Source organism: Bifidobacterium adolescentis ATCC 15703 (assembly GCF_000010425.1).
In the GTDB taxonomy this organism is placed as follows: domain Bacteria; phylum Actinomycetota; class Actinomycetes; order Actinomycetales; family Bifidobacteriaceae; genus Bifidobacterium; species Bifidobacterium adolescentis.
In genome coordinates this window covers 616,732-633,318 of sequence record NC_008618.1, presented here as the reverse complement: position 1 = coordinate 633,318, position 16,587 = coordinate 616,732, and the positions used below count along the sequence as shown (strand labels likewise).

Annotated in this window: 13 protein-coding genes and 4 tRNA genes; 5 read left to right on the top strand and 12 right to left on the bottom strand. The window is 60.8% G+C overall.

Going from position 1 to position 16,587, the window contains the following annotated elements:
• Positions 1-149: 149 nt before the first annotated feature.
• The 4 genes from BAD_RS02700 to BAD_RS02685 are packed head-to-tail and all read right to left on the bottom strand — an operon-like array spanning position 150 to position 3,288.
• Positions 150-1,055: a cysteine ABC transporter substrate-binding protein gene (locus BAD_RS02700; protein WP_011742955.1), complete on the bottom strand. Its 906-nt coding sequence runs from the start codon at positions 1,053-1,055 to the stop codon at positions 150-152.
• 44 nt (positions 1,056-1,099) lie between these two features.
• Positions 1,100-1,978, bottom strand: coding sequence for an amino acid ABC transporter ATP-binding protein (locus tag BAD_RS02695; protein ID WP_003808517.1), 879 nt, complete (start codon positions 1,976-1,978; stop codon positions 1,100-1,102).
• Positions 1,971-2,645: an amino acid ABC transporter permease gene (locus BAD_RS02690; protein ID WP_003808515.1), complete on the bottom strand. Its 675-nt coding sequence runs from the start codon at positions 2,643-2,645 to the stop codon at positions 1,971-1,973. The genes BAD_RS02695 and BAD_RS02690 overlap by 8 nt, the downstream gene beginning before the upstream one ends.
• Positions 2,632-3,288 carry an amino acid ABC transporter permease gene (locus BAD_RS02685; RefSeq protein ID WP_003808512.1) on the bottom strand — a complete coding sequence of 219 codons (657 nt, stop codon included), beginning with the start codon at positions 3,286-3,288 and terminating at the stop codon, positions 2,632-2,634. The genes BAD_RS02690 and BAD_RS02685 overlap by 14 nt, the downstream gene beginning before the upstream one ends.
• A gap of 243 nt (positions 3,289-3,531) precedes the next feature.
• Between BAD_RS02685 and BAD_RS02680 the strand changes: the two genes are divergently transcribed.
• The 4 genes from BAD_RS02680 to BAD_RS02665 all read left to right on the top strand — a co-directional run bounded on the left by BAD_RS02680 (position 3,532) and on the right by BAD_RS02665 (position 4,589).
• Positions 3,532-4,203 carry a GNAT family N-acetyltransferase gene (locus tag BAD_RS02680; RefSeq protein ID WP_319026320.1) on the top strand — a complete coding sequence of 224 codons (672 nt, stop codon included), beginning with the start codon at positions 3,532-3,534 and terminating at the stop codon, positions 4,201-4,203.
• 87 nt (positions 4,204-4,290) lie between these two features.
• A tRNA-Val gene (locus tag BAD_RS02675) sits at positions 4,291-4,362 on the top strand.
• Positions 4,363-4,407: 45 nt separating this feature from the next.
• A tRNA-Val gene (locus BAD_RS02670) sits at positions 4,408-4,480 on the top strand.
• Positions 4,481-4,513: 33 nt separating this feature from the next.
• A tRNA-Gly gene (locus BAD_RS02665) sits at positions 4,514-4,589 on the top strand.
• Between the two features lie 112 nt (positions 4,590-4,701).
• On the opposite strand, the gene BAD_RS02660 is transcribed toward BAD_RS02665, so the two are convergent.
• The 7 genes from BAD_RS02660 to alr form a co-directional block, all read right to left on the bottom strand.
• Positions 4,702-6,690 carry an elongation factor G gene (locus BAD_RS02660; protein WP_011742953.1) on the bottom strand — a complete coding sequence of 663 codons (1,989 nt, stop codon included), beginning with the start codon at positions 6,688-6,690 and terminating at the stop codon, positions 4,702-4,704.
• A gap of 86 nt (positions 6,691-6,776) precedes the next feature.
• Positions 6,777-6,853 (bottom strand) — tRNA-Arg (locus BAD_RS02655).
• A gap of 53 nt (positions 6,854-6,906) precedes the next feature.
• Positions 6,907-7,896 (bottom strand): DMT family transporter, encoded by a 990-nt coding sequence (locus BAD_RS02650; protein WP_041777268.1) that lies wholly within the window; start codon positions 7,894-7,896, stop codon positions 6,907-6,909.
• A 188-nt stretch (positions 7,897-8,084) separates the two neighbouring features.
• Positions 8,085-9,278 (bottom strand): SLC13 family permease, encoded by a 1,194-nt coding sequence (locus BAD_RS02645; protein ID WP_011742951.1) that lies wholly within the window; start codon positions 9,276-9,278, stop codon positions 8,085-8,087.
• 295 nt (positions 9,279-9,573) lie between these two features.
• Entirely contained in the window at positions 9,574-11,661 is a 2,088-nt protein-coding gene (gene dnaG / locus BAD_RS02640; RefSeq protein ID WP_011742950.1) for a DNA primase, read from the bottom strand.
• A gap of 23 nt (positions 11,662-11,684) precedes the next feature.
• A complete protein-coding gene (locus BAD_RS02635) occupies positions 11,685-12,944 on the bottom strand; it encodes a deoxyguanosinetriphosphate triphosphohydrolase (RefSeq protein ID WP_011742949.1) in 1,260 nt (419 codons plus the stop codon).
• Positions 12,945-12,994: 50 nt separating this feature from the next.
• Positions 12,995-14,353, bottom strand: a complete 1,359-nt coding sequence (alr, locus tag BAD_RS02630) for an alanine racemase (RefSeq protein WP_011742948.1) — start codon at positions 14,351-14,353, stop codon at positions 12,995-12,997.
• A gap of 234 nt (positions 14,354-14,587) precedes the next feature.
• Between alr and BAD_RS02625 the strand changes: the two genes are divergently transcribed.
• The gene (locus BAD_RS02625) at positions 14,588-16,015 is read left to right on the top strand and encodes an amino acid permease (protein ID WP_003808495.1); all 1,428 of its coding nucleotides are present in this window, start codon (positions 14,588-14,590) and stop codon (positions 16,013-16,015) included.
• A gap of 80 nt (positions 16,016-16,095) precedes the next feature.
• On the opposite strand, the gene BAD_RS02620 is transcribed toward BAD_RS02625, so the two are convergent.
• Positions 16,096-16,581, bottom strand: coding sequence for a GNAT family N-acetyltransferase (locus BAD_RS02620; RefSeq protein WP_003808493.1), 486 nt, complete (start codon positions 16,579-16,581; stop codon positions 16,096-16,098).
• Positions 16,582-16,587 lie beyond the last annotated feature (6 nt).

Here is a 16,587-nt window from a genome sequence, read left to right as displayed (position 1 = left end):
AACATACACCCGCGTGGACTGTAAACGGTTTCGAAGGATGTGACATAACCGGCCCGGAATCGGCATGAAAAAACCTTCCGCGGCGTGTGCCACGGAAGGCTTGGAAACAGGATTGACGGACGGCAGGCCGCCGTCAGGTCAGGTAAGAATCAAAGCTGGCCGCCTTCGACCACAATGTCATCCGGGTTGACGTCGGAGCCGTACACCGGCTTCAAAGTCTCCTCGTAATCCTTGTGGAAGAAGTTCTCCTTGCCGAGCTTCACGATCTCGTCGTTGATCCAGTTGAGCAGCTCCTTGTTGCCCTTCTGCACGGCCGGCGCGATGGTGTCTTCGTCACCGAGCTTGGTGATGCCCACCTTGAAGCCCTTGTTGGTCTTGGCCCAGGCCAGCACCTCGGTGTTGTCGGTGGAGAAGGCGTCGCCACGGCCGTCGAGCAGCGCGTTGTAGGCGTCGGCGTACTGGTCGTACTTCTGCAGCTTGACGTCGGGTTCGTTCTTCTCGAAATAGCTTTCGGCGGTGGTGCCCTTGGCGATGATCAGCGTCTTGCCCTTGAGCTGGCTCACGTCGGTGATTTCGGCGTTCTCCGGGGAGACCACGCCGAGCGCGACCTTCATGTACGGCTTGGCGAAGTCGACCTTCTCCTTGCGCTCGTCGGTGACGGTGAAGTTGGCCAGCGTGATGTCCACCTTGTTGGACGTGAGCACATCCACACGGGCGGCCGGATCGACGGACGTGTACTTGACCTTCACGCCCAGATCTTTGGCGAGACGCTCGGCGAAGACGATGTCGTAGCCGGCGTTCTTGCCGTCCTTGTCGATGTAGCCGAACGGGGCCTTGTCGGAGAAGACGGCCACTTTGAGCACGCCGGACTTCTTGATCTCGTCCAGGGAGCGGGCGGTCACCTTGGACGTGGTGACGCCGCCGTTGGAGGCGTTGTTCTCCTCGCTCGGGGTGGCGGCGTTGGGACCGCAGGCAGCCACGGAGGCGGCCATGATCAACGCGGCCGATGCGGCCACGATGCTCTTGATTGTCTTGTTGATGATTGATGCGGTCATGGTTACTCCTCTCTTGTACGGATGACTGCTATCAAAACTTGCGATTACTCGGCGGAAGTTCCCGTCGGTTCCGTCGGCGTTTCCGCCGGCCTGCGATGCCTGTCGAATTCGAACGTGTGCAAGAAACGCTTGGCACGCTCGGTTTTCGGATTGGTGAAGAACGCTTCGGCGTCGTCGGATTGTTCAACGATGCCGCCGTCCTCCAGCATGATCACCTGGTCGGCGATGGCTCGTGCGAATTGCATCTCGTGCGTCACGATGAGCATGGTCTGGCCGGAATCGGCGAGTTCCAGCATCACGTCAAGCACCTCGCGCACCATTTCCGGATCAAGCGCGGCGGTGACCTCGTCGAACAGCAGCACTTCCGGATGCAGGATCAGCGCACGGCAGATGGCCACGCGCTGGCGTTGGCCTCCGGACAGCTCATGCGGCCAGGCATCCTTGCGGTCGGCGAGTCCGACGCGTTCCAGCAGAGCGATGGCTTCCTTCTCGACCTCCGCCTTGTCGCGCTTCTGCACGAGCGTCGGAGCGAGCGTGATGTTGCCGAGCACAGTTTTGTTGGGGAACAGGTCGTAGCTTTGGAACACCATGCCGACACGCGTGCGCAGCTCGCTGCCGCGCTTGCTGCGGCCGGCCGATTCGGTGCCCGGCTTGCCGGTTTCGATAATCTCGCCGTTCAGCGCGATGGTGCCGCCCTGAATCGGCTCAAGACCTGCGATGGTGCGCAGCAACGTCGACTTGCCCGATCCGGACGGGCCGACGATGACGAACACCTTGCCATGGGGCACGTCGAAGGAGATGTCGTCCAGCACTGGCTTGTCGGCATTGGCGTACCGCTTGACCAGATGCCTGATTTCAAGGCTTGTCTGCGATTTCCCGCTGTTTTGCGCGGTCTGCGTAACCTGTTCAGCCTGCTCAGTCATGCTTCCACCTCTTTTCCAACCTGCGGGCCACGATGGACAGCGGCCAGCACACGATGAAGTACATGAAGAAAATCGTTCCGTAAATCCACAAAGTGCCCGTCGGATACTGGAAACGGTTCGCGTCGATGATCTGCTGGCCCACCTTGATGACTTCCACCACGCCGAGCAGCACGGCCAATGACGTGGTCTTCACGATGCGCGTGGCAAGGTTCACGGAAGCCGGCAGCAGCCGGCGCAACGCCTGCGGCAGAATCACTTTCGTGAACGTCTGCCAGCCGCTCAATCCCAAAACGTACGACGACTCGTACTGCGCCTTCGGAATCGATTCGAGCGCACCACGCACCAGATCGCCCAGTTCAGCGCCGCCCCACAAAACGAAGACGAACACGCATGCGCCGGTCGCATCCAAATTCCAATTCCATGCCTGCGCGAAACCGTAGAAGGCGATGAACAGCAGCGCCAGCTGTGGCATGATGCGGATGAAATCCAGATAAATCCTGGTCAGCACTCGCACAACGGGATTTTTCATCGTCATCAGCCAGCCGACAATCAGGCCGACGGGCACGGACAACGCCACGGACACACCGGCGATCCACACCGTGACCCACAGGCCCTGTAGCAGGCGCGGAATCACGCCCGGCTCGAGCAGAATCTCAGCGCCGCTCATAGTCGAACCTCCGTTCCAGCCAAGTGCCGAACAGCGAGATCGGCAGCAGAATCACCAGATACGCCACAATCAGCAGGAACAGCGACTCATAGGTGTCGTAGTACATGCCGATCAGGTCCTTGGCCATGTACATCACGTCGGCGAGCGCGATGGCGGACACCACGGACGATTCCTTGATGAGGAAGATCACATTGGCCACGACGCCTGGAATGGAGGTGCTGATGGCCTGTGGAATGACCACGCGGCTTAATGTCTGCCATTTGCTCAAGCCCAGCACGTATGCGGATTCGCGCTGCACTTCCGGAATGGTCTCCAGGCCGCCGCGCATCGCTTCGGCCATATAGGAGCCGCCGAGGAAGCCGAGTCCGACGATGGCGCACAGTTCCGCGGACCAGACGAGTCCGAGTTTCGGCAGGCCAAAATACAGGAAGTATAGCTGCACCAGCAACGGCGTGTTACGGCTCAGCTCGATGTAGACGCGCACGACCTGCCGCAGGACGGGGATGCGCGCGATCTCGATGCCGGCGCAGACCAAGCCGACCACGATCGCCAGGATGATGCCGAAGACGGAAATGAACAGCGTCATTTCGGCACCGCTGACGAAGAACGGCGCGTAGTGCGAGATGAACGTCCAGTCGAACACGCGCGCCTCCTTCTCTTCTCAACGGATTTTTCGTATTTGTTCCGGCGAACGCGGCTCATACTATCGCTTTATTCGCCACTACGAGCCAGTTTCGTTATCGGTTTTTCGTATAAGGACTTATCAGGTATCGCGAAACAGTCGTCCTGCGATCCCTCCAAGGTTCTTCTACAGTATGGCATGTTGGCGGATTGCGCCGTCGGCGCATATCGAAATGTGAAGATTGGGTATGCCTTGCGAGAGAGTATGCACATGCTCATTCGACATGCAACGATGGAGGATCTGGACGCGATCGAGGCTGTGGAGGCCGCCTGCTTCCCACCTGCGGAGGCCGCAAGCAACGAAAGCCTTACCGCACGCGTGGCCGCTTATCCGGACCATTTCTGGCTGTTGGTCAACACCGATGACGACGATACCCCGTTCCCCTCGCGTGTAGAGGACGGCACGTTGGTTGGTTTCGTCGATGGCATGGCCACAAACGAGCCGAATCTTGCCGATGCCATGTATGACGACGCCGATATGCATGACGAGCATGGCGATTGGCAGATGATTTTCGGCGTGGATGTGGCACCCGTCTACCAGCATCGCGGCTGCGCCAGCTATCTGCTGCGCCAGGTGATTCTCGACACGGCACAGGCCGGACGCAAGGGCCTCGTGCTCACCTGCAAGGAACGGCTGGTCGATTTTTACGCACGGCTGGGATTCGTGGACGAAGGACTGTCCGAGTCGACGCATGGCAACGTGGTCTGGCATCAGATGAGGCTCGCGCTGACGCACGCCGTCGGCACGGGAAACCCTACTGCGAACGGCTCCGCCAAGACCGCGGAGCGAACCAATGATGCGGATACGACCGCCATGAGCGGCGTGGACCACGACACGGAAACCTTGGAGTTTCCGCAGGTTGAACCCACCGCGTGAAGAACGGCCGGCGAACTTCACGTGAACATCGCGACACGCCGACGATTTGCATTCCGCCGAGAATCCACGTAAGTTAGCACTCGCTTCGGGCGGTTGGCGCAGAGGTAGCGCACTTCCCTGACACGGAAGGGGTCACAAGTTCGAATCTTGTATCGCCCACGCGAAGCGGATGACGAAGCCGGGAAACCGGTGGAGACATCCCACGGGTGATTGGCGCAGCGGCTAGCGCACTTCCTTCACACGGAAGGGGTCATAGGTTCGATTCCTATATCACCCACTGGATGCCTGCTTCTCACGGCAGGAATCCTTTGCGGACATAGCTTAGTTGGTAAAGCGCAACCTTGCCAAGGTTGAGACCGCGGGTCCGAGTCCCGTTGTCCGCTCCAGCATGAAGCCTCACCGATTCGGTGGGGCTTTTCGTTTATCCGTTTGTCGGTATCCGACAACAGGCCTCGGGTGGGAAGCAATCGGCGCTTCCCACCCGTCTGTCTTTCGGTTCTATTCGCGCATGCCATCCCACGCGTAGTCGAGATGCATGAATTCGGGCACCTTGTACCATTTGACCGGATAGCCGGCGCCATGCGCGCAGAACACCGAATCCGGCGTGTTCTCCAGGTCGGATTCCGGATCGTAAGCCATGTTCTCGATCACCTCGTCGGCATTGTGGCACGGCTGGTAGCCGGCGAACACGCAGCTTAAATGGCCACGGCCGTGCGTGTACGCGTTCACGTCCATCGCATAGTCACGCATTTCGGATACCGGCGCCGTGCCGTTCAACACCATATATTCGCCGTCGCCGGTAGGCGTGTCGAACGTGCCCGACATGCGCTGGATGTCGGCCATCGCATGTCCGACCATGTCCTGCGGCACTTCCAGACGGAAGCCGTACCAAGGTTCAAGCAGACGGCAATCGCCCTTCTTCTTCGCTTCCATCAGGCCCTGGCGTATCGCACGGTAGGTGGCTTGGCGGAAATCGCCGCCTTCCGTGTGCTTCAGATGCGCACGGCCCGTCAGCAGCGTGATTCTCATATCGGTGATCGGCGAGCCGGTGAGCACGCCCAGATGCTCGCGTTCCTGGAAATGCTGCATGATGAGGCGCTGCCAGTTGCGGTCGAGCACGTCCTCGCTGCACACGGTGGCGTATGCCATGCCCGAGCCCTGCGGCAGCGGTTCGAGCAGCACATGCGTTTCGGCGTAGTGTCGCAACGGCTCGAAATGGCCGATGCCTTCGATCGGAGCGGCGATCGTCTCCTTGTACAGGATGCTGCCCGGTCCGAACGTGACGTCCAGGCCGAAACGGTCGTGCATGATCTGCTGGATGATCTCCAGCTGCACCGCGCCCATCAACTGCAGGTGCACTTCCTCTAGGCGAGACTGCCAGACGACGTGCAGCAGCGGATCCTCGTCCTCCAGTTCGCGTAGGGCGACGAGACATTTGTGAATGTCGCACTCCCCCGGTTCCAGCGTGTACGTGAGCACCGGCTGGAGGACCGGACTGCCGGCGTCCCGCTCCATGCCGAGGCCTTCGCCGGGGAATGTCTGCGTCAGACCCGTGACGGCGCAGATGGTGCCTGCGGGGACCGTGTCGACGGTGGTGGATTTCGCGCCGGAATAGACGCGCACCTGGTCGGCTTTCTCATGCCATTGGCCGTCTTCGGCAACCGCATCCGCGTCGCCGGCGTGCGCGGTGCCGCTTAGCATCATCTTGGCCTTCAGTTCGCCGCCGGTCACCTTGAGCCAGGTCAGACGGTTGCCTTGCGCGTCATGAGACACCTTATATATGCGTGCGCCGAATTCGCCATTGTATTGCGGCTCTTGCGCGAACCGTTCGAAACCTGCGACGAACTGTTCTATACCGTCCATTTTCAGCGCTGATCCGAAATAGCAGGGGAACAGCTCACGGCGGGCGATCATGGCGCGAATGGTTTCGTCCGGCACGGTTTCGGTGTCGAGATACGCGTCCATGGCCGTTTCGTTTTGCATGGCGATCTCCTCCATGCGTTCGCCGTCAATCGGCTCGGTGAAGTCGACGCAGCCGTCCGAGAAGCGTTTCTTGAGTTGGGCGAGCAGTTGCGTTTTGTCGGCGCCAGGCGCGTCCATTTTGTTGACGAAGACGAATGTGGGCACCTGATAGCGATTGAGCAGTCGCCACAACGTTTCGGTATGGCCTTGGATGCCGTCCGCGCCGGAGATGACGAGGATGGCGTAGTCGAGCACGGCGAGCGTACGTTCCGTTTCGGCGGAGAAGTCGACGTGGCCAGGAGTATCGAGCAGGGTGATGGTGAGGTCGGGCGTGGCGATGACGGCCGGCTCGGTGAAGATGGTGATGCCGCGCTGCCGTTCCATGGCGTCCGTGTCGAGGAAGGCGTCGCCGTGGTCGACGCGGCCGAGTTTGCGTACTTGGCCGGTAGCGTACAGCAGCGCCTCCGACAACGTGGTCTTGCCCGCGTCCACATGCGCCAGAATGCCCGCGACGATTCGCTTCATGGTCTCCCCTATCTTCGCAAGCCAATGGCTTGCCGTTCAATGGACAGGAAAGCCCCCGCACCGCATGAAACGACGCGAGGGCTTGATGGTGACCCCGGCCGGGCTCGAACCGGCGACCTTGAGATTAGAAGTCACATGCTCTATCCAGCTGAGCTACAGGGCCAAACTAAACACAGTATAGTCAGTTCGCACACGGTTGCCAACTCGACACGGCAATCACATCGCCTTGAGCACAATGCCGACAATGGCTACGAGCACGCCGACGTATTGGATGCCGGCCACGGGCTTGCGTGGCACGCCAAGCAGGCCGAAACGGTCGACCAGCAATCCTCCGCCGACCTGACCGAGCAATACCAGCATCACCGTCATGCCGGTGCCGATATGCGCGGACAGGTACGCGTTGCACATCACCAGCGTCGCACCCAGCAATCCGCCTACCCACATCCACCACGGATTGCCTTTCTTCAGCGCGTCGCCGAGGCTGTAGGTGCGGTCGACGAATGCGACGACGATCGCAAGCGAGATCAGACCGACCACGAACGAGGCGAGTGATGCCTTCACCGGCGATCCCAACGCGACGCCCAGCTTGCCCAACAACGCCGTCTGCACGGCCGAACACATGCCGAACGCGATGCCTGCGCAACTCCACAGCACGGTCGCGGAACCTGGCACATGTACGGCTTTTCCGTCAGTTTCGGATTTTTCGGAATCGCCGGAATTTTCCGAACCGCCAGCCGGACGATCGATGGCAGGCCTCAATCGCAGATTCGGTCCGGCGACGGCAAGCAGGAAGCCGACCAGCGTGATCGCCGCGCCTGCGATGCGCAGCGGGGAAATCGGCTGCGCGGTGGTGCCGAACCAGCCGAAAGTGTCGATCAGCAGGCCCATGACGATCTGCCCGGTGACTGGCATGATCACGGTTTTGAGACTGCCCAGTTTCGGCAGCAGCAGCACATTGCCGGTCAGGAAAGTGACACCGAACACGCCCGCGAACCACATCCACCATGGGCCGTTCGCCGCGGTGGCGGGAATCAGCGGATACGGGCCAAGCAGCAGCGTCAAAGTCAGCATCGCAATGAGGCCGATGCTGAACGACACCAGCGAGGCGCGCAACGGCGAGCCGATGGAACGGCCGAGCCGCGTGTTCACCGCGGTCTGCACCGGCGTGATCAGTCCGGAGAAAATTCCCAGCAATCCTTGCAGCATGTTCAGCCTTCCTACGTTTCTCGGCACACGCTTCCCGGCACAGATTATCACAGCACCAGACCATCAGCCGACGTAACAATAAACCCTTGAAATCCAATGATTCCAAGGGTTTTCATGCAATCCCAGCAAAAGGTGCGAACCGGCGACCTTGAGATTAGCGGTCAGGGAAACCGGTCGACGGCCAAACGCTACTCGATAATCCAGCTCAGGCCGACGAGCACGATGACGAACAGCACGTTCACCGCGGTGTAGACGGCCAGATAACGGCCTTTCTTGTCCGGGTAGGCGCGCGTCACGTTCTTGTAGCCGATCAGCGACGCCATGGACGCGATCAGCGTGCCCAAGCCGCCCAGGTTGGTGCCGATGATCAGTTCACGCCACTGGTCGCAGAAGCCGGACAGCAGCAGCGTGGTCGGCACGTTGGAGATGAACTGGCTGGACACCACGGCCACTTCCAGCGGATGCGCGCCCACCAGCGAGGCGGCCAGCTCGTAGAATTCCGGCACGCGTTTCATGTTGCCGATGAAGATGAAGAACATGCAGAACGTGAGCGGCAGTCCCCAATCGACGTTGCGGAACACGCGGCGGTCGCATAGCAGGAACGCCACGAACACGATGACGCACATCAACCACAGCGGAATGAAATCGCTCACCGCCAGCAAGCAGACCACGAACAGCACCGAATACACAATCGTACGCCAGCCGCCATAACCGGCACCGTAGCCGGTCACGCGAATCTCGTCAGGCTGCGGCCGGTCGGAATGCGGGGCGAGTACGTTCTGTTCGATGCCGGAACTATCGATCGCGGAAAATTCGGAAACCGGTTTGCTGCCGAAAATCACGCAGGTGATGATTATCAGCAGAACGGCTGCGGTAGCGGAATACGGGGCCATGATGCCGATCATCTCGGACGTCGGCATGCCCGTCAACGCTTTCAGATACAGGTTGTGCGCGTTGCCGATCGGGGTGAGCATGCTGCCCACGTTCGCGCCGATGGTCATCAGCGTGCCGACAAGCACCGCATGCTCTTCCATGTGCGCCATCGTCAACACCGCGATTGCGAACGGCACGAAGGTGACCAACGCCACATCATTGGTGATGAGCATGCCGGAGAAAAACGGCAATGCGATCAACGTGAGCACCAGGCCACGCGCGGTTTTGACGTGATGCAGCAGGCGCGAGCCGATGATGCGGAACACGCCGATGCGCTGGAAGCCGCACACCACAAGCATCAGACAGATCAGCTGCGAGATGGTGCTGGCGTGGATGTAGCCGGCGTATTCCTTGTCTGGCGGCACGATGAAGCACGATATGAGTGCGAGTATGGAAGCGACTACGAGAATGGTCTCGTTCTTCAGGACCTTGACGACCAATCGCCGCATGCATTCCTCCGTCAATCCCGTTTGCAACCGCCTTGCACACCTTGCAAAACCCAAGCGATTTTCATGCAAACGCCTAGACCACTTTACCCAAAAATGCGACTAGCACGAACCCTCGGCGTGCTGCTTTTCCGACCATTCCAACGATTTTCATCCACTATTGCTTACTGCCGCATGCTTTTGCAAACCGGCGAAACCGAAAACAAGGCCCGCAAATCTTCACAAATTAACCCCGCGTGCGCCAAGATTTTGTCTAAAAATCATCTTCCGTTCGCCTTCGATTCACCATATGGGCGTGTCACGCAACGTTGTTGCCGAAAACACGCGACTGCAGGTCCTTGCGCAGCGTTTCCAGTTTGGTGATCTGTCCGAGCAGTTCGATTTTCTCTGCACCGTCCGGCAGTTGCGCCATGCGGCGCTGGGCCGCGCCGATTTTGCGCATGATGCCGGTATCAAGCAGTCTGACAATCAGTTCGGACGCGTACCGCCGCTCCTCCTGCGTCGGCTTGCGCAATTGCGCCGATTGTTCCTGCGACTCGCCTGTATTGCGGTTCGCGTCCGCTTCGCTCGGCGGCAATGGCAGCGGCATGACGGCCAGCTCGTTGATGACCGATTCAAGCATCGGACCGCCCGCCTTCGTCAGATTGTGCATCCACAGTCCCTGCGGCACGTCTTCCCCTGGAAGCCCGCCCGCCGCGGCGACCGCTTGGAACAGCGTGCGGAACACCGGCGTCATGAAACTCGACAAGGTCAGGCTGGCGAACATCGTCGGATCGACGGCCAACGGCACCTGGATCAGCGTGGCCATGAACTGCTGTTCGCAGATGAACACGGCGTCGTCGATGCGATAGTAGCTTTGCTCGGCCGCGTCGCGATGCTCCAACGCCTTGCGTGCGGCGGGATTCGCATACGGATTCGCGCCACGTTCCGCATATGCTGGTTCAGCCGACGGCCCCGCATTGTTTTGGAATCGACGTTTCGGCGCGTACGCGTCCTCGTCACGCATGTTCAGTTTGCGACGCTGGTACGCCACTTCGCGTTGCATGATGTCCAGATCGACGCCGATGCGACGTACCGCCTTGCGTGAGTACAGGTCGAGCAGCGAACGGTCTCGGATTTGCGCGATCAGCGGGGCGACCGCCTTGACCGCGCCCATCTGACCTGTCGCGTACGTGGTGTCGAAACGGTCGATTGCCGAATCGATCACGAAATCGTACAGCGGCCGCGCATTGGCGATCAGCGCGCGCACCGCCTCGTTGCCGCGTTTGATGCGCAGATCGCACGGGTCGAGGTTGTCTTCGGCGACCGCGACGAACGCCTGCGTCGAGAACGCGGCGTCCAAACCGAACGCGTGGATCGCGGCCTTCTGCCCAGCCGCATCGCCGTCGAATGTGAACACGACACGCGAGCTCAACGCCTGCCCCTCCACCTTCAGGGGGCCAACCAGCTGCACGGCGCCCAACGAATCGTCCGCGATCAATCGGCGGATGATCTTCGCATGCTCGGCGCCGAATGCGGTGCCGCACGTGGCGACCGCCGTGTCGATGCCGGCCAGATGCATGGCCATCACATCGGTATAGCCTTCGACGATCACCGCCTGGCGTTTCTTCACAATCGCCGATTTGGCAAGGTCGATGCCGTACAGCACCTGTGTTTTGCGGTACAGCTGCGTGTCGGGCGTGTTGATGTATTTCGCATTGATCGTGTCATCCTCGTACAGCTTGCGCGCGCCGAAGCCAAGCGTACGACCGGTCGAATCACGAATCGGCCATGTCACGCGGCCACGGAAATAGTCGTATACGCCACGCTGGCCCTGACGGGCGAGTCCCGCGTCGAGCATCTCCTGCTGGGTGAAGCCTTTGCCGGCAAGGTGCCGCACCAGGTTATCCCATCCTTGGGGGGCATATCCGCAGCCGAACCGCTGGCAGTCGGCCTGGCTGAAGTTGCGACCGTCCAACAGCTTGCGCGCGGCGAGCGCCTCCTTGGTCATCAGCTGGGAGACGAAGTATTCCTGCGCCGCCTCGTTGGCTTCGAGTAGGCGTGCGCGTTTCGAACCGGTGTGCGCGGGCACGTTGTCGGCCTTGTCGTAATGCAGTTCGATATGGTATTTGTCGGCGAGCAGCTCCACCGCGTCGCGGAAATCGATGTTCTCCTGATGTTCGACGTAGCCGAACACGTCACCGCCGAGACCGCAGCCGAAGCAATGCCACACGCCAAGCGCGGGACGTACGGAAAAACTTGGCGTTTTCTCGTCATGGAAGGGGCACAGGCCTACGTATGTGCCGGTTCCCGAGGGTTTGAGCGTGACGGTCGCGGATACGATGTCATACAGGTCGGCGGTGGCGCGGACCTTTTCTATGTCTTCCTTCTTGATCATTCCCGGCATACGGTCCAGCCTACCAGCCCCGTTCAGCAGAGAAGGGAGTGGAGGGTCAGGGCGGACGTGTCGGTCAGGCTCGCCACCTGGTCTATGGCCACGCGCAGGCGTTCGCCGTCGCTGCCGGCCTCGCGCCAATCGTCGAGGAACACGTTCTCCAACGCGCTGGACGGTTTGGGATTGTCCGCCATGAACACGTCCACCAGATCGCCGACGATCCGCTGTTCCTCGCCGTGCATCGGCTCGCGTTCGCCGGGCGCCATGACGAAATGCACGGCGATGCCTTTCAGCACCACGATTTCGTAACTGGTTTCCTCGGGAATCACCAGATCGCCGTTGTATCGGGTCAGCGGCTCGTTGCCGTACGTGTCCCGCGTGGCTTGTTCCACGGAACCGGCGAATCGGCCGATCAGATTGCTGGTCATGTTCTTCAATGCGGCGAGCGCGCGTCGCGAACCGTCGAAATAGCCGGGGAACGTGTCGCGCCGGTGCATGCGTGCGAACGCGGCCACCAGCTTGTCTGTGTCCCATTGCGGTCCGTACCAGGCGCGCGCGTCCTCGACGACCGCGTCGATCACGCCGCTTTCATGCAGCACGCCCGGATTGAACGCGCCGGTGGCGATGGCGTCCTCCACATCATGCACGCTGTAGGCGATGTCATCGGACAGGTCCATCACCTGGCATTCGACGGGACGGCGGGTGGTGTCGGGCGCGTGTTGTTTGAGCCAGGCGAACACGTCCGTATCATCCGGATAGACGCAGAATTTCGCGCTGCGCTCCCCTTTCGGATGCGCGGCGGCTTCGGCAAGCGTCCACGGGTATTTGACGGCCGCATCGAGCGCGGCACGCGTCAGATTCACGCCTGCGGAACGTCCGTCGGGAAACAGTATTTTCGGTTCGAGGCGCGTCAATAATCGCAAGGTTTGCGCATTGCCTTCGAAACCACCGATATTGCCGGCGATTTCGGCAAGCGCACGTTCCCCATTATGGCCGAACGGCGGGTGGCCGAGGTCGTGCGCAAGGCAGGCGCAGTCGACCACGTCGGGATCGCAACCGAGCGAAGTGCCGATCTGTCGACCGATTTGCGCGACCTCCAACGTGTGTGTAAGCCGTGTACGTGCGAAATCGTCCGTGCCGGCTACCAGAATCTGCGTTTTCGCGCCGAGCCTGCGCAATGCGGACGAGTGGATGAGTCGGGCGCGGTCGCGTTGGAAGGCGGTGCGGGAGCTGGATTTGGGTGGTTCCGGAGCCCAACGCTCCTCGTCGAACGCGCTGTATCCTTCGCTCGTCATGATGCACCGCCTTCCTATGGGTGCGGCGGCTGCCGCCGCTTTTTACGGGATTACAGGATGCTTGCCGGGTCGAGCTTGGCGAGGTCCTCGGCGGACAATACGTCCGTGGCATGCTCGTACAGGCGCGGAATGCGGTTGCGCAGGCAGGTGAAGATCTCGTAGCTGATGGTGTCGGCGGCATGACCCCAATCGTCCGCGGTCGGTTCGGCGTAATCCTCGCCGCGGCCTGGACCGAACAGTTCCACATTGTCGCCTTCGTGGATGCCGAGTTCGGCGGCGGAACCGTGCAGGTCGAGGATGAACTGGTCCATGCACACGCGGCCGGACACACGGTACAGGCGCGGGCCTTCCGAGGTCATCACGCGCACCGGGCCGCCGGGCTTGGTCACATGCTTGGCGCCTTCCATGTCGAATCCGGAGGCGGAGCGGTGGATGCCGTCCGCATAGCCGAGCGGCACGATCGCGGTGGAGGTGTCGGACGGGGTCAGATACGTGCGGCCGTAGGAAATGCCATGTCCGGCCTCCACATCCTTGACGGTGCCGAGCTGCGCCTGCAGGGTCATGGCGGGCTTCAGGCTATACGTGGACGGCGTGCCCATGGCCGGATCGGCTTCGTAACCGTACAGGCCGATGCCCGGACGGGTCAGTTCGAAGTGGATTTCCGGACGGGACAGCGTCGCCGCGGTGTTGGCGAGGTGGCGGATTTCCGGCGGAATGCCGGCCGCCTCCATACGACGGGTGAAGTCCTTGAACGTTTCGACCTGCATGTCGGTGGATGCCACGAATTCCGGGACGTCCGGCGCGTCGGCGACCGCCAGATGGCTCCACTGGCCGACGATGTGCAGCACGCCTTCCTTGGCGAGCGGCACCAGTTTGGCGAGCGCCGCGTCGAAACCGGCGGGCGTGAAGCCGTTACGGCCGAAGCCGGAATCGACCTTCACATGCACGCGCGCCGTCTTGCCGAGCCTGCGTGCGGCCGCGGCGACGCCGTCGATGCCGGCGAGCGAGCCGACGGAAATGTCGATGTCGTTGTCGACCAGCTCGTCGAACGGCACTTCGGCGCCGCTGTAGACCCACGTCAGAATATGGCAGCGATCGGGGCCGATGCCGGCTTTGCGCAGCAGCAGCGCCTCATGCGATTGCGCGGTGCCGAGCCATGTGGCGCCTCCCGCGAGCGCGGCGAGCGCGGCCGGAACCAGACCGTGGCCGTACGCGTCGGCTTTGACGATGCCCATGACGGCGGTGCCGGAATGCGGACCGCCGACGACACTCACCAGATGGCGCATGTTGTCGCGCAGTGCGGCGAGGTCGACGATGGCCTGCGCCGGATACCGCCGCTGGGCGGCCTTGTAGTTCGCTTTGCCTTGTTCGGAGGAGAAATCCCATTCACGTGTTGCGCTCAAAGTCATGGCTCCCATTGTCGCGCCGCTATGTGACAGGTATGGAACATCAGGGACATATGGTGAGACGATTCACGATGTTTTCACGATTTTGTCCGGCAGTGTTTTTTACACTTTCCATACACAAGGCTGTTGCGCATATCGCCGCGGCCTTTCTGATTTCTGGCGTTAAGGCGTGCCAGAGTCCCGGAAATCCGTCCGGTCCAGCCCATTTTTGAAACAATCACAGGGAATCTGACGACCATGGATCTATTTCGCAAGAAGTCGGTGGACCAACTTGTCTCCGAATCGACTCCGCTGAAGCGAACACTGAAAACCTTCGACCTGACCATGCTGGGCATCGGCGCCATCATCGGCACCGGCATCTTCGTGCTCACCGGCAAGGGCGCGCTCACCGCGGGACCGGCATTGTGCGTGTCCTTCCTGCTCGCCGCCGTCTGCTGCGGTTTTGCGGGCCTGTGCTATGCGGAGTTCGCCGCGATGGCACCGGTTTCCGGCTCCGCCTATTCGTACGCGTATCTGGCGTTCGGCGAGTTGATCGCCTTCGTGATCGGTTGGGATTTGATTTTGGAATACGCGTTGCAGGCGGCGACCGTGTCCGCCGGCTGGTCGGGCTATTTCAACAAGCTGTTGGAAGGCTTCGGCCTGCATCTGCCGGTCGAACTGACCGCCGCGTACGGCACCACGCCGGGAGTCACCACGTATTTCAATCTGCCGGGCTTCGTGATCGTGCTTATCATCACGTGGGTGCTGTCCATCGGCATCAACCAGACGAAGAAGACCAACGACATCATGGTGATGATCAAGCTGGCCATCATCGTGCTGTTCATCGTGTGCACCGTCTGGTACATCAATCCCGCCAACTGGAAACCGTTCTCCCCGTATGGCATCTACACGTTCCAGCCGGGTTCGACGCAGCCGTACGGCATCGTGCCGGCCGCGTCGATTGTGTTCTTCAGCTTCATCGGCTTCGACGCCGTCTCCTCCTCCGCCGAGGAGACCATCAATCCGAACAAGACGCTGCCGCGCGGCATCCTGATCTCGCTGGCCGTGTCCACCGTGCTGTACATCATCATGACGCTCATCATGACCGGCGTGGTGCCGTACAAGGAGTTCGCGAAGTTCATCGACGCTCCGGTGGCGGGCGTGATTCTCGAGACCGGCCTCAACTGGCTGGCGTTCATCGTGAACCTCGGCGCGTTGATCGGCATGACCACCGTCATGCTGGTGCAGCTGTACGGCCAGTCCCGCATCTGCTATGCGATGAGCCGCGACGGACTGTTCCCGAAGTTCTTCGGCGAAGTGCATCCGAAGTACCGCACACCGTTCAAGGGCACGTGGTTCTTCGGCATTCTGACGGCCATCGCCGGCGGTTTCATCAACATCAACGTGCTGTTCGAGCTGGTGAACATCGGTACGCTGTCCGCGTTCATCATCGTGTCGGCCGGCATCCTGTGGATGCGCAAGACCCAGCCGGACGCGCATCGTGGCTTCCGTGCGCCGGGCGTGCCGTTCACGCCAATCTGCGCCATCATCTTCTGCCTGATTCTGATCTTCGGTTTGAATTGGGAGACGTGGGTGCGTTTCGCCGTGTGGTTCGCGCTTGGACTGGTCGTGTATTTCACGTACAGCCGCAAGCATTCTCAGCTTAACGAGCCGGGACTGTTCTAATCATCCCTTCATATGGAAAAGGACGTCTCCCGCAGTTTTACGGGAGACGTCCTTTTTTCTACGTTTCTATGTATGCGCAATCACCATTCGTGACGCTGGTAGGCGATACGCGTGGTATCGGTGGGGCGGTCAAGCAGTTGGATCAGGCCGCAGCGGGCGAATCCGTTCGATTCGAGCACGTGCTGCATGGCCTTGTTGTTCGGATGCGTGTCGGCGCGCACGTTGCCGTAATGTTCGATGCACCAGTTGATGCAGTCCTTGGCCGCGCCTTTGACGATTCCCGACGAGGCGATGCGGTGGATGGTCACATACGAGTCGTCGTCCAGCCAGGCGCCGTCGATATGCGCGTAGGTGGGATCCTCGCCCGTGCACAGGGCGAACTGGGCGAGCACACGCTCCTTGCCGTCAGCCTCGTCCACCAGCAGCATGGTGCGCTGCTGGCGAATGTCGTCAAGGATCACTTCCTCACGTGGGAACGTGTTTCCCCATTGCGTGGGATTCCCGTTGGCCGCCATAAGCTCACGCGCATGCTGGTAGATTTTCAGCATGACAGGCAGATCATCCATGGTGGC